Genomic DNA, 26,009 nt, shown 5'->3' on the forward strand with positions numbered 1-26,009 from the left:
CGCACCGCCCCTCCCACAGGGGTTCAGCGGTGCTGCTGGTTACTTGGCAGCCCAGGAGTTGAAGCGCTGCTCGAGCTGTTCGCCGTTATCCGCCCAGAAGCTCACATCGATCTGCACCTGGTTGGCGATGTTTTCCGGCGTGGTCGGCATGTCCTTGAGGATCTCCTTGGCCAGCAACGGAACGGCTTGGGTGTTGGCCGGGCCGTAGGCGATGTTTTCCGAGTAGGTCTTCTGCTGCTGCGGCGCGACCGAGAAGGCGATGAATTTCTTCGCCGCTTCCGCACGGTCCTTGGCCAGGCCTTTAGGGATGGCCCAGGCATCGAAGTCGTAGATGCCGCCGTTCCACACCACTTTCAGGTTGCTTTCTTTCTGCACAGCGGCGATACGGCCGTTGTAGGCAGAGCTCATCACCACGTCGCCCGAGGCCAGGTATTGCGGCGGTTGTGCGCCGGCTTCCCACCATTGGATCGACGGCTTGAGTTCGTCGAGCTTCTTGAACGCACGGTCCTGGCCATCCTTGCCGGCCAGTACTTTGTAGACGTCTTTCGGCGCTACGCCGTCGGCCATCAGAGCGAATTCCAGGGTGTACTTGGCGCCTTTACGCAGGCCGCGCTTGCCCGGAAATTTCTTGGTGTCCCAGAAATCCGCCCAGCTGGTGGGTGCGGAAGCCAGTTTGTCGGCGTTGTACGCCAGCACGGTCGACCACACGAAGAAGCCCACGCCACAGGGCTGGATCGCGCCCTTCACGTAGTTGGCGCTGTCGCCGAACAGTTTCGGGTCGAGCGGTTCGAACATGTCTTCGTCGCAACCACGGGACAGTTCCGGAGACTCCACTTCCACCAGGTCCCAGGACACGCTCTTGGTGTCGACCATGGCTTTGACCTTGGCCATCTCACCGTTGTACTCGCCGGCGACGATCTTGCCGTTGCCCGCGCTTTCCCACGGCGCGTAGAACGCCTTGACCTGGGCCGCCTTGTTCGCGCCACCAAAGGACACCACTGTCAGGTCCGGGCCGGCCATGGCCTGTGTCGCACCCATCAAACCGAGGGCGAGCGCTGAATACTTAAGGGATTTCAACATTGTTGTTCTCTCCACGTGCAGGGTTGGTGAAGCCATGGGGGCGATCAATTCGCCTCTAGAAGTGGGTCGAGTGCGCGAACGTGCTCGACTTGCCAGCCAATCGGTACCACGTCGCCGACCGCCAGGGCCGGGTCCAGCTCGGCAATCGGTTGTTTCACAAAAAAATCGGTCTTGCCGCAGACTTCCAGGCGCACACGCACGTGGTCGCCCAGGTAGATGAATTCCGCCACCCTCCCGGAGAAGCGGTTGACGCAGCTTTCGCTGGAGCCGTTGAGGCTGACGCGCTCCGGACGCACCGACAGCGTCACCGGGCCGCCGAGCTGGCCGACATTCACCGCCAGCGCTTCAACCTTCTCGCCACGCGCCAACTCCACCACGCAGCGCTCACCGCTGTGGCTGTGCAGGCGGCCGTTGAGGCGGTTGTTCTCGCCGATGAAGTTGGCCACGAAGGTGTTCCTGGGTTCTTCGTACAAGGTGCGCGGCGGGGCGATCTGCTGGATCTCGCCCTGGTGAAACACCGCCACGCGGTCGGACATGGTCAAGGCTTCGCCCTGGTCGTGGGTCACGTACACCACCGTCACGCCGAGGCGCTGGTGCAGGTGCTTGATCTCCATCTGCATGTGCTCGCGCAGTTGCTTGTCGAGAGCGCCGAGGGGTTCATCCATAAGCACAAGCTGCGGTTCGAACACCAGCGCACGGGCCAGGGCCACACGCTGTTGCTGGCCGCCGGACAGTTGCGCCGGGTAGCGCTGGGCGAAGGCGTCAAGCTGGACCATGCTGAGCACGCGCTTGACCCGCTCGCTGATATCGGTCTTGCTCAACCCACGCACCGACAGCGGGAACGCCAGGTTCTCGGAAACGGTCATGTGCGGGAACAACGCGTAGTTCTGGAACACCATGCCGATGTCGCGCTTGTGCGGCGGCACGTTGTTGATCGAGCGCCCCGCCAGCTGGATCTCACCAGCGGTCGGCGTTTCAAAGCCGGCGAGCATCATCAGGCTGGTGGTCTTGCCGGAACCTGAAGGCCCGAGCAAGGTGAGGAACTCGCCCTTGCGAATCTCCAGGTTGAGGTCTTTGACGATCAGGTTCTCGCCGTCGTAGCTTTTCTGCACGCCACGAAAGCTGACCAGCACATCATTTGAATCCACCTCGCTCATACCCGCACCTTTGTGTTTTGGACTGCTGTGGCACAAGCGTAGTCCACGCCAGAGCCCCCGGAAATCGGGGGCCAGGAGAGATTTGCATCAGCCGGATGGAAGGCTGGGGGTAGGGATTGCCCTACACGGATGACGGGCACGGGACAGTGCAGCCGCAAGGGCGATCTGCAAGCGCCAAGAATGGGGCCGGCGGTGTTCTGCGGGGTGTCGTTTTTGGATATGCCGCTATAAAAGCCTGTGCTCCATGGCGTACTTCACCAACTCAGCCAACGAGGTGATATTGAGCTTTTGCATCAGTCGCGCCTTGTGGGTGCTGATGGTCTTGCTGCTCAGCGCCAGTTGCTGGGCGATGTCGTTGACGTTGGCGCCCTGCGCCAGGCGCTCGAACACCGAGAACTCGCGCTCCGAAAGCAGCGAATGCAGCGGCCGGGCATCGGTGAGACCGACTTCAAATACCATGCGGTCAGCCAGGTCCGGGTCGATATAGCGCCCGCCCGCCGCGACCTTGCGAATAGCGGTGAGCAGCAATGCCGGGTCGCTGTCCTTGGTCGCGTAACCGGCGGCGCCCACCTTCAACGCGCGGGCGGCCATCTGCGCTTCATCGTGCATCGACAGCACCAGGATTGCCGGCGGGTGACTCAGCGCGCGAATCCGTGCAATCGCTTCCAGGCCGTTGACGCCAGGCATCGAGATATCCAGCAACACCACCTCGCACGGCACGTGGCGCAAGGTCTCCAGCAACTGTTCGCCATTGCTCGCCTCGCCCACCACAAGCAGGTCTTTGGCCAGGCCGATCAATTGCTTGATGCCTTCACGAACGATGGTGTGGTCTTCGGCTACCAGTACGCGGATCACAGGGCTTTCCTCTTATTGTTTGGCATCCAGCGGCACCGTGACACTCAGGGTGGTGCCCTCCCCCAACTCGCTGTGCAGGCTCAACTGTCCGCCCATGATCAGTACCCGCTCGCGCATACCGACCAGGCCAAACGAAACCGCGCGGCCTTCAGCCTGGACGAAACCCACGCCGTCGTCGCTGACGGTCAAGCGCAAATCGCTGCCCTCCAGGGCCAACGTCAGTTCCACAGTATGCGCCTGGGCATGGCGCATCACATTGGTCAGCGCCTCCTGCAGGATACGAAACAGGCCGATGGCCTTGGCGTCGCTCAGGGCCGGCAGGTTCTCCGGCACCTGCACCAGGCAAGGAATATGCGTGCGCGCTTCAAAGCGCCGGGCTTGCCATTCGATGGCCGAGGCAATGCCGGCGTCGAGAATCGGCGGGCGCAGCGCGGTGGCCACGTCACGCACCAGTTGGAACAGTTGAGCGATCAGGCGCTTCATGCTGTTCAGGCGTTCGTGCAGGCCGGGGTCCAACTGCGCATAGGCCAGTTCGCACATGGACGTTTCCAGCTTGAGCACTGTGAGCATTTGCCCGAGTTCGTCGTGCACTTCGCGGGCGATGCGGGCCTTTTCTTCTTCACGCACGGTTTCCAGGTGCGCGGAAAGCTCGCGCAGTTGCGCCTCACTTTGCAACAGGGCGGCCAGGGTGCGGCGCAGTTCAGTGACATCGTTGAGGTAGACCACCAGGTATTCGGCCTCGGCAAACCGCAGGAAGCTCAACGACACGTTGGCCGGCAGCACGCTGCCGTCGGCGCGCAGGCAATCGGTGGCGAAGTTCTGCGGCCCCTCTTCGCTCGCCCGTGCGCGCTTCCACAGGTTGAGCCAGCGGTCCATATCCAGCGTGGGGTCGAGGTCGACCAAGGGTCGCTCGATCAGCGCGCCGTGGCCGTAGCCGAGCATGCTCTCGGCGGCACGGTTGGCGTAGCGCACATGGCTGTCCCAGTTGACCCACAGGATGCCGACGGTGCTTTGATCGATGGAGAACTGCGTCAGCCGCAACGCCTCGGCACCGGCGGCACGGGCGGCACTTTCTTCGCGGGCGGCCAACAGGTCGTGTTCCAGCACGCGTTGCTGGCGACGTTGCCAGAACACCGTTGCCAGGCTGGCGAGCAACAACAGCCCCAGCAGCAGGCTGAGGTTTTGCCAAAAGCCTTTGGATTCGGATAAGCGTGAGTACTTGGGCTGCAGCCAGCGACTGTGCAGTTGGTCGAGGTCGCGGGCAGGAATGGCGCGCAGCGCGCTTTCCATAATGCCGGCCAGTTCCGGCCAATCCCGCCGCGTGGCCACCCGCAGCAATTGCGGCAGGCCGATATCCCCCACCACCGCCAAGCCGGCAAACTCCGCTTCGCCAGACAAGCGGCTCAGTTGCGCTTCATCGACGATGGCATAGCGCGCCTGCTCGCTGACCAGCAATTGCAGGGCCTGGCGCTCCATGGGCACGCCTTGCAGGTTGAGGCTGGGGTAAGTGCTGCGCAAGTAATCGGCTACCGCGCTGGGCATGCGCACGGCGACGCGGGATTGGTCGTCGAGCTTTTCCAGCTCCACGGCGGCGGCGCCTTCGCGGATGCCGACGATATGCTGGGGCACACGCATATACGGATCGCTGAACAACCACAGGCGCAGACCGGCCGGGGTTTGTTGCAGACCCGGGGCAATGTCGACTTCATCGTCGCGCACAGCGGCTTCCAACTGCTCCTGGCTGGGAAAATTACGCCAGGTCAGCTCGATATTCAGCGCCTTGGCCAGCCATTGCATCAATTCCACATTGGCCCCGGACAAGCGCTGCAGCCGGCGATCGTATTGCGCATAAGGCGCCTGCAACACCACGCCCACCCGCAGTTCCGGGTGCCGGCCCAGCCAGTCACGCTGCTGCGCATTGAGCTGCGCCTGCGGTGCCGCAGACGTGGGGGCGGCGTTGGCCATCAAGGCAACGCACAAACAGCCGATAACCAGCAGACAGCGAAAACCCATGATCCACGTCTCACATCACTGACAAATACTGAGCAACCCATTAGGCTGCTGGAATCATTTCTGGCCGGGAATTAACGATGCCCTTTTTTCACCGTTCGGCACTGCCAGCATTGTGCCTGTCGCTGCTATTTACCAGCGCCTTTTCTGTACAGGCCGCCGATACCCCTGAGCCGGTCGCCGAAAAACCCGTCGAACGCCAGCCTTTGCCGCCGCGCAGCCAGGAAGAGGCCAGCGCCCTGGAGCGCAGCATTCCACAACAGGAACAACAACAGTTGCAGGCGGGCAGTGATTCATTCCTCGCGCTGTGGAAACCGGCGAACAGCGCCGAACCCGAAGGTGTGGTGATTATCGTACCGGGCGCCGGCGAAAATGCTGACTGGCCGCAAGCAATCGGCCCTTTGCGGCACAAATTGCCGGACGCCCACTGGGGCACCCTCAGCCTGTCGCTGCCGGATGTCAGCGTCGACACCCTGCCGCCACGCGTCATGGAAGCGCCGAAAGCTGCCGTCGACACCAGCAGCAAGGACGCGAGCACCGCCGACAAGCCGATCGAACAGGCCGCCGGCGCTGAAGCCGAAGGCACCGACCCGGCCGTGGTGCCGGGCGCCGAGGAGCAAGACAAGACTGACGCCTCGCGCATTTTCGATCGTATCGATGCCGCCGTGGCGTTCGCCCAGACCCAGGGCGCACGCAGCGTGGTGCTGCTCGGCCACGGCACTGGCGCCTGGTGGGCGGCGCGCTATCTGAGCGAGAAACAACCGTCCCAGGTACAGAAATTCGTCATGGTCGCAGCGCAGACACCCACCGGCCGGCATCCGGATGTGCAACAACTGGCCCCCGGCCTGAAGCTGCCGACCGCCGACGTGTTCTACCAGGACACCGCTCAATCACGCAAAAACGCGCGCGAGCGCGCCCAGGCTGCCAAGCGCTTGAAGAATGACGGGTATAAGCAGGTGACCTTGAAAACCCTGCCCGGCGACAGCGCTGCCGAGCAAGAGCAGTTGTATCGAAGGGTGCGCGGGTGGTTGAGTCCGCAGGCCAACGCCAACTGAACAACAACACAAAACCCATGTGGGGGCTTGCTCCCGATAGCGGTGTGTCAGTCAACAGATAGGTAGCTGACCCACCATAATCGGGGGCAAGCCCCCTCCCACATGGGATTGTGGTTATCCGTGAAATAGTGGGGCTATCGAAAATCCCGCCGTTCGCGAATCAACGCATAGGCATTGTGCAACTCGCGGGTACGCTCGGTGGCTTCACGCACCTGCGCGGCGCTGGCGCCACTGCCGGCCACCTTGTCCGGGTGGTGACGACTGAGCAGGCGGCGATAGGCACGCTTGATCGCCGAAGGCTCCGTCGTGGCCGTCACGCCGAGCAGGCGCAAGGCGTCCTGATAAGTACCGGCGCGGTTGACCAGCGGCTTGCGCTCCGGCGTGTAGTCAGCGGCCAGCGCCTTGAGCTGTTGTGGCGTCCAGCCCAACCACTTGCCCCACAGGTTGATCAGGTCGCGCTCAGCGTCATCTGCCCTGCCGTCCGCCCAGACCATCCGCCAGCAGGCGCGCAATACCCCTTCGGCTGCATGGGGCTGGGCCTTGAGCACACGCAAATAACTGCGTATGCGGTCGGAGCCGGCCTTGCCACGGTTGAACGCTGCGATCGCACGACGCTGGGCCGACTCGGTCATGTCCAGCGAGCGCATCTCCTGGCGCGCCTGCTGGATATGGCCATCCACCACCCGTCCGTTGCTTTTGGCCAAGCGCCCGAGCAACACAAACAACAATTCATCATTGCGCAGCGCCGCACGCCCGCCCAGGCGCTCGCGCAACTGCGCCCAACTGTGCAATTGCAGGCGACGATCCAGCGCCTGCCCCAACAGCGCACCCAACAAAGCCCCCGGGATACTGGCAATGGCAAAGCCAGCCCCGGCGCCGATCAGCGTCCCTGGCCACAACATGCTACTGCCCCGCTGCGAGCAGGGTTTCGACTTGCGCCAGGCGCTCCAGCGTGCCGACATCGATCCAGCGTCCCGCCATGTGTTCCCCCGTTACCAAACCTTTCGCCATGGCATCGCGCAAGAGCGGCGCCAGCTTGAAGGCACCCGCGCCGCACCCCGCGAACAACTCGGGGTCCAGCACGGAAATGCCGCTGAAGGTCAGGTTATCGGCACCGGGCGCGGCATCATGAAGCAAACCCTGATCGAGGTAGAAATCCCCGCCCGAAGGGTGATGCGCCGGGTTGTCGACCATCACCAGGTGCGCCAGGCCCTGCAGCGGTTGCTGGAGTTGGGTGAAGTCGTAGTCGGTCCAGATATCGCCATTGACCACCAGGAACGGCGCATCCCCCAATAGCGGCAAGGCCTGGAAAATTCCGCCGCCGGTCTCCAGCGGTTCACCTTCCGCGGAATAACGGATGCGCACGCCAAACTGCGCGCCATCCCCCAGGTAGCTTTCGATCTGCTGGCCGAGCCAGGCGTGGTTGATCACGATATCGGTGAAGCCTGCCTTGGCCAGCGCCTCCAGGTGATACTCGATCAGGCGCTTGCCACCGGCCTGCACCAGCGGCTTGGGCGTGTGCAAGGTCAACGGACGCATCCGCTCACCTTTGCCGGCGGCCAGGATCATGGCCTTCATACAATGGCCTCAACTGCCTTGGCGGGTTGGCGCAGGCTGCTCAGCAGCTCGGCCAATTCACTCAACTCCGGGCGATCGGCCAACACCGCTTCTATATAAGCAAAGAAGCGCGGCACATCGGCCAGGTAGCGGGGCTTGCCATCGCGATGGCAAATGCGCGCGAAAATGCCGATGACCTTGAGGTGACGCTGCACGCCCATCAGGTCGCTGGCGCGCAGGAAGTCTTCGAAGTCTGGCTGCACCGGGATGCCCAGTTTCGCCGCACGCTCCCAATAACCGCGCTGCCACTCACGCACACGGGCCTGGGGCCAACTGAGGAAGGCGTCCTTGAACAGGCAGGTGATGTCATAAGTGACCGGGCCGTAGACCGCATCCTGGAAGTCCAGCACACCGGGGTTCGGTTCGCTGATCATCAGGTTGCGCGGCATGAAGTCGCGGTGCACCAACACCTTCGGTTGTGCCAGGGCACTGTCGATCAGCCGCTCGCTGGCGCGCTGCCACAGGGCCTGCTGTTGTGTATCCAACTCGATACCCAGGTGGCGACGCACGTACCACTCGGGGAACAGCTCCAGTTCGCGGCGCAGCAGCGCCACGTCGTAGCTTGGCAACGGCGCCTCCATCGCCAGTTGCTGAAAGGCGAGCAACGCATCGATGGCGTCGGCAAACAATTGATCGGCGTTTTGCTCGTCGATCACGTCCAGATAGGTTTTTTTGCCCAGGTCATTGAGCAAAAGAAAGCCGCGTGGCAGATCTTGCGCATAAATTTTTGGAACATTTATGCCCGACGTCGCCAGTAAATAGGCGATATCGACGAAAGGTTTGCAGTTTTCCTGGGGGGGTGGGGCGTCCATCACCACGAAGGTGCGGCCTCCCCCTTCCCAACGGAAGTAACGCCTGAAACTCGCGTCGCTGCTGGCCGCGGTCAATGTGGCCGGGGGTACGGGGCCCCAGTCCTGAGCGTTGAAAAGGATCGGCAACTGCTCATCCAGCCAGACTTCCAGCTGTTGTAAACGTAGATCTTGCTCGGGCATTACAAGGGTCTCCGACGGCGCTAGCCGTCAAGCGGGGCATGCTTTATTATCACGCATCTTTTTCAGACCATCGAGAGGCGTGCGGCCCAAACCGCGGGCAGATGGCACGCAGGAAGCCCGGACTAATAAGATGGCATTGAAATCCCCCGCGTTTCGTAGAAAATTTCCGTTGCTGGTAACCGGCAGTCTGCTGGCCTTGCAACCCTTCGCCACCTCATTCGTGGTCGCCGCGGAACAGTATGACTGCTCAGTCTCTGCTTCGGGTGCCTGGGATTGCGCGCCAAAAACCGCCGCAGCCCCATTGCCACCGCGCCCGGTGCATGACGGCGCTGCCGTCAGCTCGGCCAACAGCGCGGCGCAGGCCGAGGCTGGTGGCAGTGCCGCGGCCGAGCCCAAGACCGCACTGGTCACCGACGCCAAGGGCCGTGGCCTGCGTTCGCGCAGCGCCGACTACAGCCACTTGGACTGGGTGCCCCGCGAAAAGTTGACCGCGGCCCAGCTGGCCGAAACCGGTCCTTATTGCAGCGGTGCGTACATCGAGCCGACGCGTCCTGGCATGAACGACAAGACGAACAAGAGCGATGCGCCCACCTTCATCGGTGCCAAGGCCTCTCGTTACGAGCAGGAGCAGCAAGTCGCAACCCTGGCCGGTGACGTGGTCATGCGTCAGGGCAGCATGCAGCTTGAAGCCGAGGAGGCGAGCCTGTACCAGGCCGAGAGCCGCGGCGAGCTCAACGGCAACGTGCGCTTGCGCGACAACGGTGCCCTGATCGTCGGCGACCACGCCGAGGTTCAGTTGGACACCGGTGCGGCACAGATCGACAACGCCGAATACGTGCTGCACAAATCGCGTATCCGCGGTAATGCGCTGTACGCCAAGCGCGCCGAAAACGCGATCATCCGTCTCAAGGACGGTACGTACACCACCTGCGAGCCAGACAGCAATGCCTGGCAGCTCAAGGGCAACAACATCACGTTGAACCCGGCCACCGGTTTCGGTACGGCCACCAACGCGACGTTGCGGATCAAGAACATCCCGATCCTGTACACCCCTTACATCTATTTCCCGATCGACGACCGTCGTCAGTCCGGCTTCCTGCCGCCGAGCTTCAGCACCGGCAGCGAAACCGGCTTCACGCTGACCACACCGTACTACTTCAACCTGGCGCCGAACTACGACGCCACGTTGTACCCGCAATACATGACCAAGCGCGGCCTGTTGATGGAAGGCGAATTCCGCTACCTCACCAAGTCCAGCGAAGGCCAGTTCGGCGGCGCGTATCTGAACGACGACAGCGACGAGCGCAAGAAGCAGACCGATTATGAAAAGACTCGGTACATGCTCAACTGGCAGCATAAGGGTGGGTTGGATTCGCGGCTGTCGACTCAGGTCGACTACACCAAAATCAGCGATCCCTATTACTTCCAAGATCTGAAGAGCAATCAGATCGGGGTCGAATCTCGGGACTTCGTCAATCAGCAGGGTTCCGTGACTTATCGCGGCGACTCCTACCAAGCGCGCCTGAATCTCCAGTCCTACCAACTGGCGACCGTATCGCAAATCACGCCGTATGACCGTTTGCCGCAGATCACTTTCAATGGTGCCCTGCCCTATCATCCGGCTGGACTGGACTTTGCATATGAGACCGAGGCGGTAAGGTTTGACCGTGACCTCAGGACAGGTGACTACACCGATAAGGATGGCGGACAACCAACACCCCGTCTGGACACTTTCGTATTGGGCTTGAACCGTGCCACAGGCACCCGTCTGAATCTGGCCCCAAGTGTTTCCTTGCCGATGACTGCGTCCTACGGCTTTATCACGCCGAAACTCAAATACGTGTACACCAAGTACGATCTTGACTTGGACAGCACCGGCAAAAATGACTTGCTAATCAATCGCAACGGCGCCTCGCAACTGGGTGAGAGCTTTAACAGCTCCCAGGATCGTGCAGTACCGATCGCCAGCATCGACAGCGGCTTGTATTTCGACCGCAACACGCAATGGTTCGGCGAAAACTATCGCCAGACCCTTGAGCCGCGCATGTTCTATCTGTACGTGCCGGAAAAAGACCAGAGAGACATCCCTGTATTCGATACCAGCGAAAACACGTTCAACTACGCATCGTTGTTCCGTGATAACCGCTTCTCCGGCTCCGACCGTATCGGCGATGAAAACAAGCTGTCGTTCGGCCTGACCAGCCGCTGGATTCAAGAAGATGGTTTCGAACGTCAGCGGGCATCCATTGGCCAGGCGGTCTACTTCAAGGACCGTGAAGTTCAATTGCCCGGTGTCGATGCCAAGACGCGCGATGATGCTCATTCGAATGTCTCGCCCATCGCCATGGAATATGAATACCGCTTCAACCGCGACTGGCGTGCCACCGCAGACTATAACTGGGACACCGACAGCCACAGCCCACGCTCCGGCAGCGCGATGTTCCATTACCAGCCGGAAGACAATCCCAACAAGGTCGTCAACCTCGGTTACCGCTATCGCAACGATCAGGTGGTCTACAACCAGTTGACCGGCAAATGGCAGTTCGGTGGTGACTTCGGTCAACCGGGAGATCCGAACTACGTGAAGGATTATTACAAAATCCAACAACACGACTTCTCGATGATGTGGCCGATCATCCCGCAGTGGAACCTGATCACCCGCTGGCAGTATGACTACGCCCGCAACCGTACCCTGGAAGCCTTCGGTGGTTTCGAGTACGACAACTGCTGCTGGAAATTGCGCGTCATCAATCGCTACTGGGTTGCCAATGACGAATACACGCAGATCGCCCCGCTTAACGAAAAGGGTGACCACGGGCTCTTCTTCCAAATCGTCCTCAAAGGACTCGGCGGCCTGACCGGCGCCAAGGTAGAGAGCTTCCTCGACAAAGGCATTGAAGGTTATCGTGAACGTGAAAACCAAGCTTTCTGATTGTCTGCGCCCGCTCGTGCTGGGCGCGCTGTTCCTGGGGGCCGCATCGGCACACGCTGCGGTTCAACAGCTGGATAAAGTGGTGGCCATCGTCGATAACGACGTGATCATGCAGAGCCAACTGGACCAGCGGGTCAAGGAAGTTCAGCAAACCATCGCCAAGCGTGGCGGTGGTGTGCCGCCTACCAGCGTGCTGGACCAACAGGTGCTCGAACGCCTGATCGTCGAAAACCTGCAACTGCAGATCGGTGAGCGTTCCGGTATTCGTATCTCGGACGAAGAACTGAACCAGGCTGTCGGCACCATCGCCCAGCGCAACAACATGAGCATCGATCAATTCCGCGCCGCCCTGGCCCACGACGGTCTTTCCTATGAAGACGCCCGCGACCAGATCCGCCGCGAGATGATCATCAGCCGTGTGCGCCAGCGTCGTGTGGCCGAGCGGGTTCAGGTGTCCGAGCAGGAAGTGAAGAACTTCCTGGCATCGGACCTGGGCAAGATGCAGCTTTCCGAAGAACTGCACCTGGCCAATATCCTGATTCCAACCCCGGACAGCGCCAACTCCGAGCAGCTCAATGCCGCCGCCGCCAAAACCCAGGCTATCTATGAGCGCCTGAAGGCCGGTGCTGATTTCGCCCAGATGGCAATCGCCCAATCCGGCAGCGACAACGCCCTTGAAGGCGGTGACATGGGCTGGCGTAAAGCCGCTCAACTGCCTCCTCCGTTCGACCGCGAACTGAGCGCCATGGAAGTCGGTGGCATCACCCAACCGGCGCGCACCCCAGGTGGTTTCATCATCCTGAAGCTGCTCGAACGTCGTGGTGGCGAGACCTCGCTGAAAGACGAAGTGCATGTGCGCCATATCCTGGTCAAACCAAGCGAAATCCGCAGCGAAGCGCAAACCAAGGAACTGGCCCAGAAGATCTACGATCGCATTCAAAGCGGTGAAGACTTCGCCACCCTGGCCAAGAGCTTCTCGGAAGACCCAGGCTCGGCCCTCAACGGCGGCGATCTGAACTGGATCGACCCGAAAGCCCTGGTGCCGGAATTCCAGCAGGTGATGGCTGATACTCCGCAAGGCGTACTGTCCAAGCCGTTCAAGACTCAATACGGCTGGCATGTCCTGGAAGTCCTTGGCCGTCGCGCCACCGACAACACCAGTCAGGCCCGCGAGCAACAAGCACTGAGCGTACTGCGCAACCGCAAATACGACGAAGAGCTGCAGACCTGGTTGCGTCAGATCCGCGACGAAGCCTACGTCGAGAACAAGCTGCCAGGCGCCGAGCAAACAGGCACCGGCCAGGCAGCACAGTGAAACCCCAGCGTTTCGCGGTAACACCCGGCGAGCCGGCCGGCATTGGTCCAGACCTGTGCCTGCTGCTCGCCTCGCAACCCCAGCCACACCCCCTGATCGCCATTACCAGCCGCGACCTGCTCCTTGAGCGGGCCGCGCAGTTGGGCGTGGCTGTCAACCTGCTGGACGCCGCGCCAGGTAACTGGCCCGATCTGCCGGCACCGGCGGGCAGCCTGTATGTGTGGGATACCCCGCTGCAGGCCAAGGTGGTTGCCGGTCAACTGGACAAGGCCAATGCTGCGTTTGTGCTGGAAACCCTGACCCGCGCCGGGCAAGGCTGCCTCGACGGCGACTTCGCCGGCATGATCACCGCCCCGGTCCACAAGGGCGTGATCAACGAATCCGGGATCGCCTTTTCCGGCCACACCGAATTCCTTGCCGAACTGACCCACACCGCTCAAGTGGTCATGATGCTGGCCACGCGCGGCCTGCGCGTCGCCCTGGTGACAACGCACCTGCCACTGCGCGACATTGCGGATGCCATTACCGTCGAGCGCCTGGAGCGTGTGACGCGCATCCTGCATGCCGACCTGCAACACAAATTCGGCATCGCCCAACCGCGCATCCTGGTCTGTGGGCTTAACCCCCACGCCGGTGAAGGCGGCCACTTGGGTCATGAAGAAATCGACATTATCGAACCCACCCTGGAGCGTCTGCGCCAAGAAGGCATGGACCTGCGTGGCCCACTGCCTGCGGACACTCTGTTTACCCCCAAATATCTGGAGCACTGCGACGCAGTGCTGGCGATGTACCACGACCAGGGGCTGCCGGTGCTGAAATACAAAGGCTTCGGCGCCGCCGTCAACGTGACATTGGGCCTGCCGATCATCCGCACCTCCGTCGACCATGGCACCGCCCTGGACCTGGCGGGCAGCGGTAAGATCGACACCGGCAGCCTGCTCGTGGCACTGGAAACCGCCTATCAGATGGCCGAGACCCGTATATGACCGAACATTACCAACACCGGGCGCGCAAGCGTTTTGGGCAAAACTTCCTGCACGACGCTGGCGTGATCGACCGTATCCTGCGCTCTATCCATGCCAAGCCTGAAGATCGCCTGCTGGAAATCGGCCCGGGCCAGGGTGCACTGACCCAAGGCCTGCTGGCCAGCGGTGGTCAGTTGGACGTGGTTGAACTGGACAAGGACCTGATCCCGATCCTCAACCAGCAGTTCGCCGGCAAAGCCAACTTCAACCTGCACCAGGGCGACGCACTGAAGTTCGACTTCAATACCCTCAACGCCGCGCCCAACAGCCTGCGCGTGGTGGGCAACCTGCCATACAACATCTCGACGCCGCTGATTTTCCACCTGCTGAACAACGCCGGGATCATCCGCGACATGCACTTCATGCTGCAAAAGGAAGTGGTGGAACGCCTGGCCGCCGGCCCTGGCGGTGGTGATTGGGGGCGTTTGTCGATCATGGTCCAGTACCACTGCCGCGTCGAACACCTGTTCAACGTCGGCCCGGGCGCGTTCAACCCGCCGCCGAAGGTCGACTCGGCCATTGTGCGCCTGGTGCCCCACGCCGTGCTGCCGCACCCGGCCAAGGATCACAAATTGCTGGAACGTGTGGTGCGCGAGGCATTCAACCAGCGCCGCAAAACCCTGCGCAACACGCTCAAGGCCCTGCTCAGCAACGCTGAAATCGAAGCCGCCGGCGTCGACGGCAGCCTGCGCCCCGAGCAACTGGACCTGGCCGCGTTCGTGCGCCTGGCTGACCAGTTGGCCATCCAGCCTGCTCCAGTCGTCGACTGATCACCTTGTGGACAGGCCAGACACATGTCTGGCTTAGCGCCCACCTCTTGGCCTAGACTGATCCGCACCTGCTGTCCTCCGCTTTTGCTTTTAAGGCCTCTTGCATGTCCGATCCTCGCTACCAGATCGACGTCAGCGTCGTCACCCGCTTCCTGGCGGACCAATCGCAACCTGAACACGACCGCTTCGCCTTTGCCTACACCATCACGGTGAAGAACAACGGGCAGGTGCCGGCCAAGCTGCTGTCACGCCATTGGGTGATCACCGACGGTGATGGCCAGGTCGAGGAAGTGCGCGGCGCGGGTGTTGTCGGCCAGCAACCGTTGATCGACGTTGGCGCCAGCCACACCTACAGCAGCGGCACGGTCATGACCTCCAAGGTTGGCACCATGCAGGGCTCGTATCAAATGAAAGCCACCGATGGCCAACTATTCGACGCCATCATCAAGCCCTTCCGCCTTGCCGTGCCCGGAGCCCTGCACTGATGGCGACGTACGCAGTCGGCGACCTGCAAGGCTGCCTGGAGCCGCTCAAGTGTCTGCTTGAACGCGTGGCCTTCGACCCGGCGCATGATCGCCTGTGGTTGGTCGGTGACCTGGTCAATCGCGGCCCCGAGTCCCTGCAGACCCTGCGTTACCTCTATAACCTGCGTGATTCATTGGTGTGCGTGCTGGGCAACCACGACCTGCACCTGCTGGCGGCCGGTAATAACATCGAGCGCCTGAAAAAGGGCGACACCCTGCGCGAAATCCTCGAAGCACCCGATCGCGCCGACTTGCTCGACTGGCTGCGCCGACAAAAGATCATGCATTACGACGAAGCCCGCAACATGGCCCTGGTCCATGCCGGCATCCCACCGCAGTGGACGTTGAAGAAAGCCCTCAAGTGCGCCGCCGAAGTTGAACATGCGCTTGCCGAAGACAGCCTGTACACCGCCTACCTCGACGGCATGTACGGCAACGAGCCGGTCAAATGGGACAACGACCTGACTGGCGTTGCCCGCCTGCGGGTCATCACCAATTACTTCACGCGCATGCGCTTCTGCACGGCCGAAGGCAAGCTGGACCTCAAAAGCAAGGAAGGTGCCGACACCGCCCTGCCCGGCTACAAGCCCTGGTTCGCCCACAAGGAGCGCAAGACCCGTGACACGAAGATCATCTTCGGCCACTGGGCGGCCCTGGAAGGCAAATGCGACGAACCCGGCGTGTTCGCCCTCGACACCGGCTGCGTGTGGGGTGGCGCCATGACCCTGATGAACATCGACACGGGCGAGCGCCACAGCTGCCAATGCCAGTCCTCCCCTCCCACTACACAGCCGGCCGCCATAAAGCCATAGGAGCCCGCCATGAGCGAATTCAAACGTATCCCTCCCGAACAAGCCCAGGCCTTGCGCGAGCAAGGTGCGGTAGTCGTCGACATTCGTGACCAGCCGACCTACGCGGCTGCTCACATCGCCGGTGCCCGGCACCTGGACAACGTCAACATCGCCGATTTCATCCGCGCCGCCGACCTCGACGCGCCGGTGATCGTGGCCTGCTACCACGGCAACTCCAGCCAGAGCGCCGCCGCCTACCTGATCAGCCAGGGCTTCTCTGATGTCTATAGCCTGGACGGCGGTTTTGAGTTGTGGCGTACGACCTATCCCGCGGAAATTTCTTCCGGCGATTCGCAATAATTTTTTTCACACCCCGCTACCCCGCGTGACGCTTGGGCTCGCGCCGTTTCTGACGAACGGCGCAGCCAAACTAATTGCTCATCGTCCCTTGCCCTCTCCGATTCCGACTATCCTTAAGCGCAGGCCATCCAAATCAGGGGAGAGCCGGTACACCGGCGTGCGGGTCATCGGTAGCGTTTAGGGTGTTCTGGGGGGAAAACAGTCATTGGCGATCGTCAATGACTGCCAGCATCGACTGATTGATCCGGCGTCGGCTCCACGTATCGAGCGAGGTGACGACGTCATGAGTATTTTTAGCCACTTCCAGCAACGCTTCGCGTCCACACAGCAGGAGGAACTCACGCTTCAAGAGTATCTCGAACTGTGCAAACAGGACCGCAGCACCTACGCATCCGCCGCCGAACGCCTGCTGCTGGCGATAGGCGAGCCGCAGCTGATAGACACCTCGAACAATTCGCGCCTGTCGCGAATCTTTTCCAACAAGGTGATCCGCCGCTACCCGGCCTTTGAAGACTTCCACGGAATGGAAGAATGCATCGACCAGATCGTCTCCTATTTCCGCCACGCCGCCCAAGGCCTGGAAGAGAAGAAACAGATCCTCTACCTGCTCGGCCCCGTCGGCGGCGGCAAATCGTCCCTGGCCGAAAAACTCAAACAACTGATCGAGAAAGTGCCGTTCTATGCGATCAAGGGCTCGCCGGTGTTCGAGTCGCCCCTGGGCCTGTTCAACGCCACGGAAGATGGCGCGATCCTCGAAGAAGACTTCGGCATCCCACGGCGCTACCTCAACACCATCATGTCGCCTTGGGCCACAAAACGCCTGGCCGAGTTCGGCGGTGATATCAGCCAGTTCCGCGTGGTGAAACTCTATCCATCGATCCTCAACCAGATCGGCGTGGCCAAGACCGAGCCGGGGGACGAGAACAACCAGGATATTTCGGCGCTGGTGGGCAAGGTCGATATCCGCAAACTCGAAGAATTCCCACAGAACGACGCCGACGCCTACAGCTACTCGGGCGCACTGTGCCGGGCCAACCAGGGCCTGATGGAGTTCGTGGAAATGTTCAAGGCACCGATCAAGGTGCTGCACCCATTGCTCACCGCGACGCAGGAAGGCAACTACAACAGCACCGAAGGGCTGGGCGCGATTCCGTTCACCGGGATTCTGCTGGCTCACTCCAACGAATCGGAGTGGCACACCTTCCGCAACAACAAGAACAACGAAGCCTTCATCGACCGGATCTATATCGTCAAGGTACCGTACTGCCTGCGGGTCAGCGATGAGATCAAGATCTACGACAAACTGTTGTTCAACAGCTCCCTGGCCAAGGCCCATTGCGCACCCGACACCCTGAAGATGCTCGCGCAGTTCACCGTACTGTCGCGCCTCAAAGAGCCGGAAAACTCGAATATCTATTCGAAGATGCGCGTATACGACGGCGAAAACCTCAAGGACACCGACCCCAAGGCCAAGTCGATACAGGAATACCGCGACACGGCAGGCGTTGATGAAGGCATGAACGGTCTGTCGACGCGCTTTGCGTTCAAGATTCTGTCCAAAGTCTTCAACTTCGACCCCCACGAAATCGCCGCCAACCCGGTGCACCTGCTCTATGTGCTGGAACAGCAGATCGAACAGGAGCAATTCCAGGCCGAAACCCGCGAGCGCTACCTGCGCTTCCTCAAGGAATACCTGGCGCCGCGCTACATCGAGTTCATCGGCAAGGAAATCCAGACCGCATACCTGGAGTCCTACAGCGAATACGGCCAGAACATCTTCGACCGCTACGTGCTGTATGCGGACTTCTGGATCCAGGACCAGGAATACCGCGACCCGGAAACCGGCGAAATCCTCAATCGCGTGGCCCTCAACGAGGAGCTGGAAAAAATCGAAAAACCGGCCGGCATCAGCAATCCGAAGGATTTCCGCAACGAGATCGTCAACTTCGTGCTGCGCGCCCGTGCCAACAACAACGGCAAAAACCCTACCTGGCTCAGCTACGAGAAGCTGCGGGTGGTCATCGAGAAGAAAATGTTCTCCAACACCGAGGATCTGCTGCCGGTCATCAGCTTCAACGCCAAGGCCAGCAAGGAGGATCAGCAAAAACACAACGACTTCGTTACACGAATGGTCGAGCGTGGCTACACCGACAAACAGGTACGGCTTCTGTCGGAATGGTACCTACGGGTCCGGAAATCGCAGTGAGAGAAGCAGCTGCAAGCTTCCAGCGACAAGCTGCAAGAGAAAAGCCACTGATTCGAACATCAGCGGGCTCTCTCTTGCAGCTTGAAGCTTACGACTTGAAGCTCCCCGGAGGGGCCTATGAGCTATGTGATCGACCGACGCCTCAATGGCAAGAACAAGAGCACGGTAAACCGCCAGCGTTTCCTGCGGCGTTACCGTGACCACATCAAAAAGGCGGTTGAAGAGGCCGTCAGCCGTCGCTCCATCACCGATATGGAGCATGGCGAACAAATCAGTATTCCCGGAAGAGACATCGACGAACCGGTGCTGCACCACGGCCGAGGCGGGAAACAGACCGTCGTGCACCCAGGCAACAAAGAGTTCACCACCGGCGAACATATCCAGCGCCCCCAGGGCGGTGGCGGTGGCAAAGGCCCAGGCAAAGCCGGTAACTCCGGCGAAGGCATGGATGAGTTCGTGTTCCAGATCACCCAGGAAGAATTTCTCGAATTCATGTTCGAGGACCTGGAATTGCCCAATCTGGTCAAACGCAACCTGACCGGCACCGACACCTTCAAGACCGTGCGCGCCGGTATCAGCAACGAGGGCAACCCCTCGCGCATCAACATCATCCGTACCCTGCGTTCGGCCCATGCGCGACGTATCGCACTGTCGGGCAGCAGTCGCGCCAAATTGAAGGATGCCAAGGAAGAGTTGGCGCGCCTGAAACGCGAAGAACCGGACAACTTCGGCGATATCCAGGAAATAGAGGCGGAAATCGAGAAACTCAGCGCGCGCATTCACCGCGTACCGTTCCTCGACACCTTCGACCTTAAGTACAACCTGCTGGTCAAACAGCCCAATCCCAGCTCGAAGGCCGTGATGTTTTGCCTGATGGATGTGTCCGGCTCCATGACCCAGGCCACCAAGGATATTGCCAAGCGTTTCTTTATCCTGTTGTACCTGTTCCTCAAGCGCAACTACGACAAGATCGACGTGGTGTTCATTCGCCATCACACCAGCGCGCGAGAAGTGGATGAAGAGGAATTCTTCTACTCGCGAGAAACCGGTGGCACCATCGTGTCCAGCGCACTGAAGCTCATGCAAGAGATCATGGCCGAGCGCTATCCGGCCAACGAGTGGAACATCTACGCCGCCCAGGCCTCCGACGGCGACAACTGGAACGACGATTCGCCGATCTGCCGCGACATCCTGATCAACCACATCATGCCGTTTGTGCAGTACTACACTTACGTCGAAATCACCCCCCGTGAGCACCAGGCCCTGTGGTTCGAATACGAGCGCATCGGCGAAGCCTTCGCCGATACATTCGCCCAGCAGCAACTGGTCTCGGCCGGCGATATCTATCCGGTCTTCCGTGAACTCTTCCAGCGCAGGTTAGTGACATGACCGCCAAAAAAGAGACTAAGCGCCAACCCATTTCCACCGGGTCCGAGTGGACCTTTGAACTGATCCAGGCCTATGACCGGGAAATCAGCCGCATCGCGGCGGGTTATGCGCTGGATACTTACCCCAACCAGATCGAAGTGATTACCGCCGAACAGATGATGGATGCGTACGCCTCGGTGGGCATGCCCCTGGGCTACCACCACTGGTCCTACGGCAAACACTTCCTCAGCACCGAGAAGTCCTACAGTCGCGGCCAGATGGGCCTGGCCTACGAGATCGTGATCAATTCCGACCCGTGCATCGCATACCTGATGGAAGAAAACACGATCTGCATGCAGGCACTGGTGGTGGCGCACGCCTGCTATGGGCACAACAGCTTTTTCAAGGGTAACTACCTGTTCCGCACCTGGACCGATGCCAGTTCGATCATCGATTACCTGGTATTCGCCAAGCAGTACATCATGCAGTGCGAAGAGCGCCACGGCATTGATGCGGTGGAAGACCTGCTCGATTCCTGCCATGCCCTGATGAACTACGGTGTCGACCGCTACAAGCGTCCATATCCGATCTCAGCCGAGGAAGAACGCCTGCGCCAGAAGGAACGCGAAGAGCACCTGCAGAAGCAGATCAACGACCTGTGGCGCACCATTCCCAAGCGCGCCGGCAAGAACAGCGACAAGGACAATGCACGCTTCCCCGCCGAACCTCAGGAAAACATCCTGTACTTTCTGGAAAAACACGCACCGCTGCTGGAACCGTGGCAGCGGGAAATCGTGCGTATCGTGCGCAAGATCGCGCAATACTTCTATCCACAACGCCAGACCCAGGTGATGAACGAAGGCTGGGCGACGTTCTGGCACTACACCCTGATGAACGATTTGTATGACGAGGGCCTGGTCACCGACGGCTTCATGATGGAATTCCTCACCTCTCACACCAGCGTGGTGTTCCAGCCCGGCTTCGACAGCCCGTATTACAACGGCATCAACCCCTACGCCCTGGGCTTTGCCATGTACCGGGATATTCGGCGCATGTGCGAACACCCCACCGAGGAAGACCGCCGCTGGTTCCCGGAAATCGCCGGCAGCGACTGGTTGTCCACCATCAAGTTCGCCATGAGCAGTTTCAAGGATGAGAGTTTTATCCTGCAGTACCTGTCGCCCCAGGTGATACGCGACCTCAAGCTGTTCAGCATTCTGGACGATGACCTCAAGGATGACCTGGTGGTGCCGGCCATCCACGATGAGCCCGGCTACCGCACCATCCGCGAAACCCTGGCGGCGCAGTACAACCTGGGCAACCGCGAGCCCAACGTGCAGATCTACAGCATCGATGTACGCGGCGACCGTTCGCTGACCCTGCGTCACCAGCAACATGACCGCAAACCCCTGGGCGAATCCACCGAGGAAGTACTCAAGCACCTGCACCGACTGTGGGGCTTCGACATTCACCTGGAAACCCTGCAAGGCGACCAAGTGATGAAGACACACCACGTACCGCCGCGCAGCGATCATAACGACAACGACTACGGCCGCCTGGACCTGGCCGTCGTTCACCTCTGAAGCGGCAAAGCCTCCATTGACCGGAAACAGGCGTTATCCTGTGGGGCTAATGGAGGCTTTTTCATGAAAATCTACAAAGTCGGCGGCGCCGTGCGTGACCGCTTGCTGGGCATCACGGTCACCGACATCGATCGTGTGGTCGTCGGCGCCACCACCGAAGAAATGCTGGCCAAGGGTTTTAAGCCGGTCGGTGCGGACTTCCCGGTATTCCTGGACCCGAAAAACGGTGACGAATACGCCTTGGCCCGCACCGAACGCAAGAGTGGCCGGGGTTACGGCGGCTTTGTGTTTCATGCCAGCCCCGAAGTCACCCTGGAAGAAGACCTGATTCGTCGCGACCTGACCATCAACGCCATGGCGCAGGACGATGACGGCAACCTGACCGACCCCTACCACGGCCAGCGCGATCTTGAAGCGCGCATACTGCGGCACGTCTCCCCCGCGTTCGCCGAAGATCCCTTACGAGTGCTGCGTGTTGCGCGCTTTTGCGCACGCTATGCACACCTGGGTTTTACGGTAGCCCCCGAAACCCTGGAACTGATGCGTCAACTCAGCGAGTCCGGCGAACTGGAAACCCTGACGCCGGAGCGTAGCTGGAAGGAAATCTCCCGAGCATTGATGGAGAATCAACCCCAGGTATTTATTCAGGTCCTGCGCGATTGCCATGCGCTGAAAACCTTGATGCCCGAAGTGGATGCACTGTTCGGCGTGCCACAACCCGAAGCTCATCACCCCGAAATCGATACCGGCGTACACACCTTGAGCGTGCTGGAGCAGGCCGCCTTGCACAACCAGCCGCTGACCGTTCGCTGGGCCTGCCTGTTGCACGATGTGGGCAAAGGCCTGACACCTGTGGATAAGTTACCGCAGCACATTGCCCACGAGCACACGGGGTTGAAACTGATCAAAGCGATCAATGAACGCTTCAAGGTGCCGAGAGATTGTCAGGAGTTGGCCTTGCTGGTTGGCCAATATCACACCCATGGCCATCGCGCTCTGGAGCTCAGGGCCTCGACACTGCTGGAGTTGCTGCAGAGCTTTGACGTGTACCGCAGGCCGCAGCGTTTTGAAGAGTTTGTGGCCGCCTGCGAAATGGACGCCCGGGGCCGCAAGGGCTTCGAACAGCGCAGTTATCCACAGGCGGATTATTTGCGCGGCGCGGCAACGGTAGCCCGCACGGTCGCGGTGGCACCCTTGCTGGAGAAAGGCTTCAAAGGCCCGGAGTTGGGCGAGGCGCTCAAGCGCGAACGGCTCAAAGCGCTGAAAGCCTACAAGGAACACTCTTCACCGTAGGAGGCAGTTTTTGTGGCGAGGGAGCTTGCTCCCTCGCCACAACACGCTCGCCTCTACAGGAGTGAGCTTGGCGTCAGCTGTCGGCCTTGCCATTCGAACGCGACAGGCGCCAGCACTTGATCGATCTGCGCGTCACGCCACAGCTCAGCCATGGTCTTGCCTGCCTCAGGATGCACGCGATCAGGCACCATCATCGACAGCGGCCACAGCACAAAAGCGTTCTTCAGGATCTCCGCCCTGGGCAGGATCAAGCCGTCGAAATTACCCACCAGCTCGCCGTACAGCAGCACATCGATATCCAGCGGCAAGCCTTTGCGATCTGGCGCGTAGCGGCCATTGTCGGCCTCGATGAACTTGAGACGACGATCCAGCTCCATCAACGGCAGGTCAGTATAGGCCGCCACCACCAGATTGAAGAACGGCCCGCTCTTGATGCCCACCGGCTGGCTTTCGAACACCGCCGAACAGCGCATATCCGTCAAGAAGCCCGCCAACGCATCAAGGCCGGCACGCAGATGGGGCTCGCGCTCGATATTGCTACCGAGACCAAGGTAAACCTGAGTCAGCGACATCCGCGCTCGATCTCCACACCCACACCCTTGGCGGCCGGCACGGCGCCGGGCTTGGTCAGCTTGAGGTGCAGCCAGGGAATCTGGAACTCACTCATCAGGACCTCGGCCAGGCGCTCGGCGAAGGTTTCCACCAATTGGTACTGGGACTGCTCGGCAAAGGCCTGGATACGCGCAGATACGCTGGCGTAATCCAGCGCCAGGGTCAGGTCGTCACCGGCCGCGGCCGGGCGATTGTTCCAGGCGAAACTCAGGTCCAGGCGCAGGCATTGGCGGATCCCGCGCTCCCAGTCGTAGGCCCCGATCACGGTGTCGACTTCCAGGCCTTCGATAAACACTCTGTCCAAGCTCTTCTCCGCAGCACGACAAGGGCGCAATGCCCCGTTAGAATCAGGGCGTCCTCGCCCGGAATAGTTAGCATGTTTTGGTCACTGGCGATTTTCGCCTACCTGCTCGGCTCGCTGTCCTTCGCCATTTTGCTCAGCCGCCTGACGGGAAACCCCGACCCGCGAATGAGTGGCTCCGGCAATGCCGGCGCCACCAACATGTTGCGCCTGGCCGGCAAGAAGCTCGCCGTGCTGACGCTGCTGGGCGACCTGTGCAAAGGCCTGCTGCCCGTGCTGATCGCCAGCCTCGCCGGCCTCACCCTGCAACAGCAGGCCTGGGTAGGCGTATGCGCCGTCCTGGGCCATCTGTTTCCCCTGTACTTCCGCTTTCGCGGTGGCAAAGGCGTCGCCACGGCGGCCGGCATGCTGCTGGGGATCTACCCACCGGCGGCATTGCTGGCCGTGCTCGCCTGGCTGCTGACGTTCTACCTGACCCGCACCAGCTCGCTGGCGGCGCTGATCGCCACGCCGCTTACCCTGCCATTGCTGGCCTGGCAAGAACCGGCGGCGCTGTTGCCGATGAGCGTGCTGACACTGCTGATCGTCTGGCGCCACCGCGGCAATCTACGCGACCTGTTTGCCGGGCGCGAACGGCATTTTTAAATACCCCTGATGAGCCCGGCTCAGGCTAACGCCTTACAACGGCGGCAACTGCTCCATCGGCCAGCGTGCCTGCACGCTGATCGCCAGGCTTTCGTGCTGCCCGGCCTGCAAGCGCTGGCATCCGGCATAGGCGATCATCGCGCCATTGTCGGTACAGAACTCCGGGCGCGCATAGAACACATCGCCCTTCATGTCGCCGAGCATCTTTTCCAATGAAGCACGCAGTGCCTTGTTGGCGCTGACCCCGCCGGCAATCACCAGGCGCTTCATGCCCGCCTGTTTCAGCGCACGCTTGCACTTGATGGTCAAAGTCTCCACCACGGCTTGCTGGAACGCCAGTGCGATGTCGCAACGGGCTTTCTCGCTGTCGTCCCCGGCGCTGACGCAGTGCTGCCAGGTATTGAGTGCGGAGGTTTTCAGGCCGCTGAAGCTGAACATCAGGCCAGGGCGATCGCACATCGGACGCGGGAAGGTGTAACGACCGGCAACGCCTCGTTCAGCGAGACGCGCGATTTCCGGGCCACCGGGATAATTGAGGCCCATCATCTTCGCGGTCTTGTCAAAGGCTTCACCGGCAGCATCGTCCAGGGATTCGCCCAGGAGCGTGTATTGGCCGATCCCATCGACCTGAACCAGCTGCGTATGACCGCCCGAAACCAACAAAGCGACGAACGGGAACTGCGGCGGTGTTTTTTCCAGCATGGGCGCCAGTAAATGCCCCTCCATGTGGTGCACGCCGAGTGCCGGAACCCCCCAGGCAAACGCCAGCGCCTGAGCGCAAGAGGCCCCAACCAGAAGGGCTCCGACCAGTCCAGGGCCGGCAGTGTAGGCAATGGCGTCGATCTCGGTCGCAACGCAACCGGCATCGTCCAGCACCTGGCGAATCAACGGCAGCATGCGCTTGACGTGATCACGGCTGGCCAGCTCCGGCACGACGCCGCCATAGGCGCGGTGCAGGTCGATCTGACTGAACAGTGCATCGGCCAAAAGCCCGCGTTCACTGTCGTAAAGTGCGACACCGGTTTCGTCGCAGGAGGTTTCAAGTCCCAGTACTAGCATGGGTTTGCGCCTTGTAGAGGCTGAATTCGAAGGCGCGCATAATAGTCGCCACTCCCCCTCCCGACTAGCGGTTTTCGATCAGAGGCTTTGCATTCCGGGCAATGAGGGGTTAACATCCGCAACCCTTAAAAACCGACGACCTCAGCCGCGAATTTTTTGCGACGAGAACGTTGATCCCGGTAATGAAAGAAGGTAGCTCTGGATGCCAGCCGTCAAAGTAAAAGAGAACGAACCCTTCGACGTAGCTCTGCGTCGTTTCAAGCGCTCCTGCGAAAAAGCCGGTGTTCTGGCTGAAGTTCGTAGCCGCGAATTTTATGAGAAGCCAACTTCCGAGCGTAAGCGTAAAGCAGCAGCCGCTGTTAAGCGTCACGCGAAGAAAGTTCAGCGCGAACAGCGCCGCGCCGTTCGTCTGTACTAATACACAGACGTTCGTAGCAAGCTTCTGCCAAGCCCGGCCCT

24 protein-coding genes are annotated in these 26,009 nt (G+C 60.7%); 14 read left to right on the forward strand and 10 right to left on the reverse strand.

Going from position 1 to position 26,009, the window contains the following annotated elements; genetic code table 11:
- Positions 1–39: 39 nt before the first annotated feature.
- The 4 genes from JWR98_RS12855 to JWR98_RS12870 form a co-directional block, all read right to left on the reverse strand.
- Positions 40–1,080, reverse strand: a complete 1,041-nt coding sequence (locus JWR98_RS12855) for an ABC transporter substrate-binding protein (RefSeq protein WP_003176464.1) — start codon at positions 1,078–1,080, stop codon at positions 40–42.
- A 44-nt stretch (positions 1,081–1,124) separates the two neighbouring features.
- The gene (locus tag JWR98_RS12860; protein WP_003176465.1) at positions 1,125–2,237 is read right to left on the reverse strand and encodes an ABC transporter ATP-binding protein; all 1,113 of its coding nucleotides are present in this window, start codon (positions 2,235–2,237) and stop codon (positions 1,125–1,127) included.
- Positions 2,238–2,462: 225 nt separating this feature from the next.
- Positions 2,463–3,092, reverse strand: coding sequence for a response regulator (locus tag JWR98_RS12865; RefSeq protein ID WP_003176466.1), 630 nt, complete (start codon positions 3,090–3,092; stop codon positions 2,463–2,465).
- Between the two features lie 12 nt (positions 3,093–3,104).
- A complete protein-coding gene (locus JWR98_RS12870; protein ID WP_205490212.1) occupies positions 3,105–5,105 on the reverse strand; it encodes a PAS domain-containing sensor histidine kinase in 2,001 nt (666 codons plus the stop codon).
- Between the two features lie 77 nt (positions 5,106–5,182).
- Here JWR98_RS12870 and JWR98_RS12875 point away from each other — a divergent pair, with 77 nt between their 5' ends.
- Positions 5,183–6,157: an alpha/beta hydrolase family protein gene (locus JWR98_RS12875; protein ID WP_205490213.1), complete on the forward strand. Its 975-nt coding sequence runs from the start codon at positions 5,183–5,185 to the stop codon at positions 6,155–6,157.
- 134 nt (positions 6,158–6,291) lie between these two features.
- Here the strand turns inward: JWR98_RS12875 and JWR98_RS12880 are convergent, their stop codons facing one another.
- Genes JWR98_RS12880 through JWR98_RS12890 form a run of 3 tightly spaced genes read right to left on the reverse strand, consistent with a single transcriptional unit; the run spans position 6,292 to position 8,766 of the window.
- Positions 6,292–7,059 (reverse strand): TerB family tellurite resistance protein, encoded by a 768-nt coding sequence (locus JWR98_RS12880; RefSeq protein WP_078734906.1) that lies wholly within the window; start codon positions 7,057–7,059, stop codon positions 6,292–6,294.
- A 1-nt stretch (position 7,060) separates the two neighbouring features.
- Positions 7,061–7,735 carry an N-acetylmuramate alpha-1-phosphate uridylyltransferase MurU gene (murU, locus tag JWR98_RS12885; RefSeq protein ID WP_205490214.1) on the reverse strand — a complete coding sequence of 225 codons (675 nt, stop codon included), beginning with the start codon at positions 7,733–7,735 and terminating at the stop codon, positions 7,061–7,063.
- Positions 7,732–8,766, reverse strand: a complete 1,035-nt coding sequence (locus JWR98_RS12890; protein ID WP_078734908.1) for an aminoglycoside phosphotransferase family protein — start codon at positions 8,764–8,766, stop codon at positions 7,732–7,734. The genes murU and JWR98_RS12890 overlap by 4 nt, the downstream gene beginning before the upstream one ends.
- A gap of 130 nt (positions 8,767–8,896) precedes the next feature.
- Here JWR98_RS12890 and JWR98_RS12895 point away from each other — a divergent pair, with 130 nt between their 5' ends.
- The 11 genes from JWR98_RS12895 (at position 8,897) to JWR98_RS12945 (ending at position 22,933) form a co-directional block, all read left to right on the forward strand.
- Positions 8,897–11,698, forward strand: coding sequence for an LPS-assembly protein LptD (locus tag JWR98_RS12895; protein ID WP_205490215.1), 2,802 nt, complete (start codon positions 8,897–8,899; stop codon positions 11,696–11,698).
- Positions 11,673–13,013, forward strand: coding sequence for a peptidylprolyl isomerase (locus JWR98_RS12900; RefSeq protein ID WP_078734910.1), 1,341 nt, complete (start codon positions 11,673–11,675; stop codon positions 13,011–13,013). Before JWR98_RS12895 ends, JWR98_RS12900 begins: the two co-directional genes overlap by 26 nt.
- A complete protein-coding gene (gene pdxA / locus JWR98_RS12905; RefSeq protein WP_003176474.1) occupies positions 13,010–13,999 on the forward strand; it encodes a 4-hydroxythreonine-4-phosphate dehydrogenase PdxA in 990 nt (329 codons plus the stop codon). Before JWR98_RS12900 ends, pdxA begins: the two co-directional genes overlap by 4 nt.
- Entirely contained in the window at positions 13,996–14,808 is an 813-nt protein-coding gene (gene rsmA, locus JWR98_RS12910; RefSeq protein WP_078734911.1) for a 16S rRNA (adenine(1518)-N(6)/adenine(1519)-N(6))-dimethyltransferase RsmA, read from the forward strand. Before pdxA ends, rsmA begins: the two co-directional genes overlap by 4 nt.
- Positions 14,809–14,912: 104 nt before the next feature.
- Positions 14,913–15,293 (forward strand): Co2+/Mg2+ efflux protein ApaG, encoded by a 381-nt coding sequence (gene apaG, locus JWR98_RS12915; protein WP_078734912.1) that lies wholly within the window; start codon positions 14,913–14,915, stop codon positions 15,291–15,293.
- The gene (locus JWR98_RS12920) at positions 15,293–16,144 is read left to right on the forward strand and encodes a symmetrical bis(5'-nucleosyl)-tetraphosphatase (RefSeq protein WP_205490216.1); all 852 of its coding nucleotides are present in this window, start codon (positions 15,293–15,295) and stop codon (positions 16,142–16,144) included. The genes apaG and JWR98_RS12920 overlap by 1 nt, the downstream gene beginning before the upstream one ends.
- A gap of 9 nt (positions 16,145–16,153) precedes the next feature.
- The gene (gene glpE, locus JWR98_RS12925) at positions 16,154–16,483 is read left to right on the forward strand and encodes a thiosulfate sulfurtransferase GlpE (RefSeq protein ID WP_078734914.1); all 330 of its coding nucleotides are present in this window, start codon (positions 16,154–16,156) and stop codon (positions 16,481–16,483) included.
- Between the two features lie 283 nt (positions 16,484–16,766).
- Complete coding sequence (locus JWR98_RS12930; protein ID WP_003176479.1) at positions 16,767–18,689, forward strand: PrkA family serine protein kinase; 1,923 nt, start codon at positions 16,767–16,769, stop codon at positions 18,687–18,689.
- Between the two features lie 117 nt (positions 18,690–18,806).
- Positions 18,807–20,078: a YeaH/YhbH family protein gene (locus JWR98_RS12935; protein WP_078734915.1), complete on the forward strand. Its 1,272-nt coding sequence runs from the start codon at positions 18,807–18,809 to the stop codon at positions 20,076–20,078.
- Entirely contained in the window at positions 20,075–21,640 is a 1,566-nt protein-coding gene (locus JWR98_RS12940) for a SpoVR family protein (RefSeq protein WP_078734916.1), read from the forward strand. Before JWR98_RS12935 ends, JWR98_RS12940 begins: the two co-directional genes overlap by 4 nt.
- A 63-nt stretch (positions 21,641–21,703) precedes the next feature.
- The gene (locus JWR98_RS12945; protein ID WP_078734917.1) at positions 21,704–22,933 is read left to right on the forward strand and encodes a multifunctional CCA addition/repair protein; all 1,230 of its coding nucleotides are present in this window, start codon (positions 21,704–21,706) and stop codon (positions 22,931–22,933) included.
- Positions 22,934–22,986: 53 nt separating this feature from the next.
- Here JWR98_RS12945 and folK read toward each other — a convergent pair whose 3' ends face one another.
- Both folK and folB read right to left on the reverse strand, forming a co-directional pair.
- A complete protein-coding gene (folK, locus tag JWR98_RS12950) occupies positions 22,987–23,505 on the reverse strand; it encodes a 2-amino-4-hydroxy-6-hydroxymethyldihydropteridine diphosphokinase (protein ID WP_205490217.1) in 519 nt (172 codons plus the stop codon).
- Positions 23,496–23,849 (reverse strand): dihydroneopterin aldolase, encoded by a 354-nt coding sequence (gene folB / locus JWR98_RS12955; RefSeq protein WP_078734919.1) that lies wholly within the window; start codon positions 23,847–23,849, stop codon positions 23,496–23,498. Before folB ends, folK begins: the two co-directional genes overlap by 10 nt.
- A 72-nt stretch (positions 23,850–23,921) precedes the next feature.
- On the opposite strand from folB, the gene plsY reads away from it, so the two are divergent.
- Positions 23,922–24,491, forward strand: a complete 570-nt coding sequence (plsY, locus tag JWR98_RS12960) for a glycerol-3-phosphate 1-O-acyltransferase PlsY (protein ID WP_003176486.1) — start codon at positions 23,922–23,924, stop codon at positions 24,489–24,491.
- A 33-nt stretch (positions 24,492–24,524) separates the two neighbouring features.
- Here the strand turns inward: plsY and tsaD are convergent, their stop codons facing one another.
- Complete coding sequence (gene tsaD, locus JWR98_RS12965; protein WP_078734920.1) at positions 24,525–25,550, reverse strand: tRNA (adenosine(37)-N6)-threonylcarbamoyltransferase complex transferase subunit TsaD; 1,026 nt, start codon at positions 25,548–25,550, stop codon at positions 24,525–24,527.
- A gap of 202 nt (positions 25,551–25,752) precedes the next feature.
- Here tsaD and rpsU point away from each other — a divergent pair, with 202 nt between their 5' ends.
- Positions 25,753–25,968: a 30S ribosomal protein S21 gene (gene rpsU, locus JWR98_RS12970; protein ID WP_002551877.1), complete on the forward strand. Its 216-nt coding sequence runs from the start codon at positions 25,753–25,755 to the stop codon at positions 25,966–25,968.
- Positions 25,969–26,009 lie beyond the last annotated feature (41 nt).

This window comes from Pseudomonas lactucae, assembly GCF_016937615.1.
In the GTDB taxonomy this organism is placed as follows: Bacteria; Pseudomonadota; Gammaproteobacteria; order Pseudomonadales; family Pseudomonadaceae; genus Aquipseudomonas; species Aquipseudomonas lactucae.

What these genes read in the sequence shown, in the direction of transcription:
- JWR98_RS12895 (WP_205490215.1), top strand. Translation starts at nt 8,897, where the DNA reads ATGGCATTGAAATCCCCCGCGTTTCGTAGAAAATTTCCGTTGCTGGTA.
- rsmA (WP_078734911.1), top strand. Translation starts at nt 13,996, where the DNA reads ATGACCGAACATTACCAACACCGGGCGCGCAAGCGTTTTGGGCAAAAC.
- folK (WP_205490217.1), bottom strand. Translation starts at nt 23,505, where the DNA reads ATGTCGCTGACTCAGGTTTACCTTGGTCTCGGTAGCAATATCGAGCGC.
- JWR98_RS12945 (WP_078734917.1), top strand. Translation starts at nt 21,704, where the DNA reads ATGAAAATCTACAAAGTCGGCGGCGCCGTGCGTGACCGCTTGCTGGGC.
- JWR98_RS12870 (WP_205490212.1), bottom strand. Translation starts at nt 5,105, where the DNA reads ATGGGTTTTCGCTGTCTGCTGGTTATCGGCTGTTTGTGCGTTGCCTTG.
- JWR98_RS12860 (WP_003176465.1), bottom strand. Translation starts at nt 2,237, where the DNA reads ATGAGCGAGGTGGATTCAAATGATGTGCTGGTCAGCTTTCGTGGCGTG.
- plsY (WP_003176486.1), top strand. Translation starts at nt 23,922, where the DNA reads ATGTTTTGGTCACTGGCGATTTTCGCCTACCTGCTCGGCTCGCTGTCC.
- JWR98_RS12935 (WP_078734915.1), top strand. Translation starts at nt 18,807, where the DNA reads ATGAGCTATGTGATCGACCGACGCCTCAATGGCAAGAACAAGAGCACG.
- JWR98_RS12855 (WP_003176464.1), bottom strand. Translation starts at nt 1,080, where the DNA reads ATGTTGAAATCCCTTAAGTATTCAGCGCTCGCCCTCGGTTTGATGGGT.
- glpE (WP_078734914.1), top strand. Translation starts at nt 16,154, where the DNA reads ATGAGCGAATTCAAACGTATCCCTCCCGAACAAGCCCAGGCCTTGCGC.
- JWR98_RS12940 (WP_078734916.1), top strand. Translation starts at nt 20,075, where the DNA reads ATGACCGCCAAAAAAGAGACTAAGCGCCAACCCATTTCCACCGGGTCC.
- tsaD (WP_078734920.1), bottom strand. Translation starts at nt 25,550, where the DNA reads ATGCTAGTACTGGGACTTGAAACCTCCTGCGACGAAACCGGTGTCGCA.
- rpsU (WP_002551877.1), top strand. Translation starts at nt 25,753, where the DNA reads ATGCCAGCCGTCAAAGTAAAAGAGAACGAACCCTTCGACGTAGCTCTG.
- JWR98_RS12890 (WP_078734908.1), bottom strand. Translation starts at nt 8,766, where the DNA reads ATGCCCGAGCAAGATCTACGTTTACAACAGCTGGAAGTCTGGCTGGAT.
- JWR98_RS12880 (WP_078734906.1), bottom strand. Translation starts at nt 7,059, where the DNA reads ATGTTGTGGCCAGGGACGCTGATCGGCGCCGGGGCTGGCTTTGCCATT.
- JWR98_RS12875 (WP_205490213.1), top strand. Translation starts at nt 5,183, where the DNA reads ATGCCCTTTTTTCACCGTTCGGCACTGCCAGCATTGTGCCTGTCGCTG.
- apaG (WP_078734912.1), top strand. Translation starts at nt 14,913, where the DNA reads ATGTCCGATCCTCGCTACCAGATCGACGTCAGCGTCGTCACCCGCTTC.
- murU (WP_205490214.1), bottom strand. Translation starts at nt 7,735, where the DNA reads ATGAAGGCCATGATCCTGGCCGCCGGCAAAGGTGAGCGGATGCGTCCG.
- JWR98_RS12920 (WP_205490216.1), top strand. Translation starts at nt 15,293, where the DNA reads ATGGCGACGTACGCAGTCGGCGACCTGCAAGGCTGCCTGGAGCCGCTC.
- JWR98_RS12930 (WP_003176479.1), top strand. Translation starts at nt 16,767, where the DNA reads ATGAGTATTTTTAGCCACTTCCAGCAACGCTTCGCGTCCACACAGCAG.